Genomic DNA, 241 nt, shown 5'->3' on the forward strand with positions numbered 1-241 from the left:
TGTATATCTAGATATTAAACGATATTGGTTTATTCTTCAAGATATATATTCGGGTGAGCGACTTCTTAAACAAAATAAGGAGTCGATTTTTTATGAGTAAAAAAGCAGAAGAAATTCAGGAAAAACAAAGTTTGGAAAAGGAAAACTCAAATTTTTCTAAAACCGGATACTCTAATAGCCGGTTAAACCGACATATTATGTACACCCCCGAACCAAAATTACACTTTGATGCTATGACAAT

1 pseudogene is annotated in these 241 nt (G+C 31.5%); it reads left to right on the forward strand.

Annotated elements, in window-relative coordinates:
- Window positions 1-92: 92 nt before the first annotated feature.
- Window positions 93-241, forward strand: a pseudogene (locus tag SH09_RS16165) (replication initiation factor domain-containing protein); the annotation flags it as partial.

It is taken from the genome of Staphylococcus gallinarum (assembly GCF_000875895.1).
Classification (GTDB): Bacteria; Bacillota; Bacilli; order Staphylococcales; family Staphylococcaceae; genus Staphylococcus; species Staphylococcus gallinarum.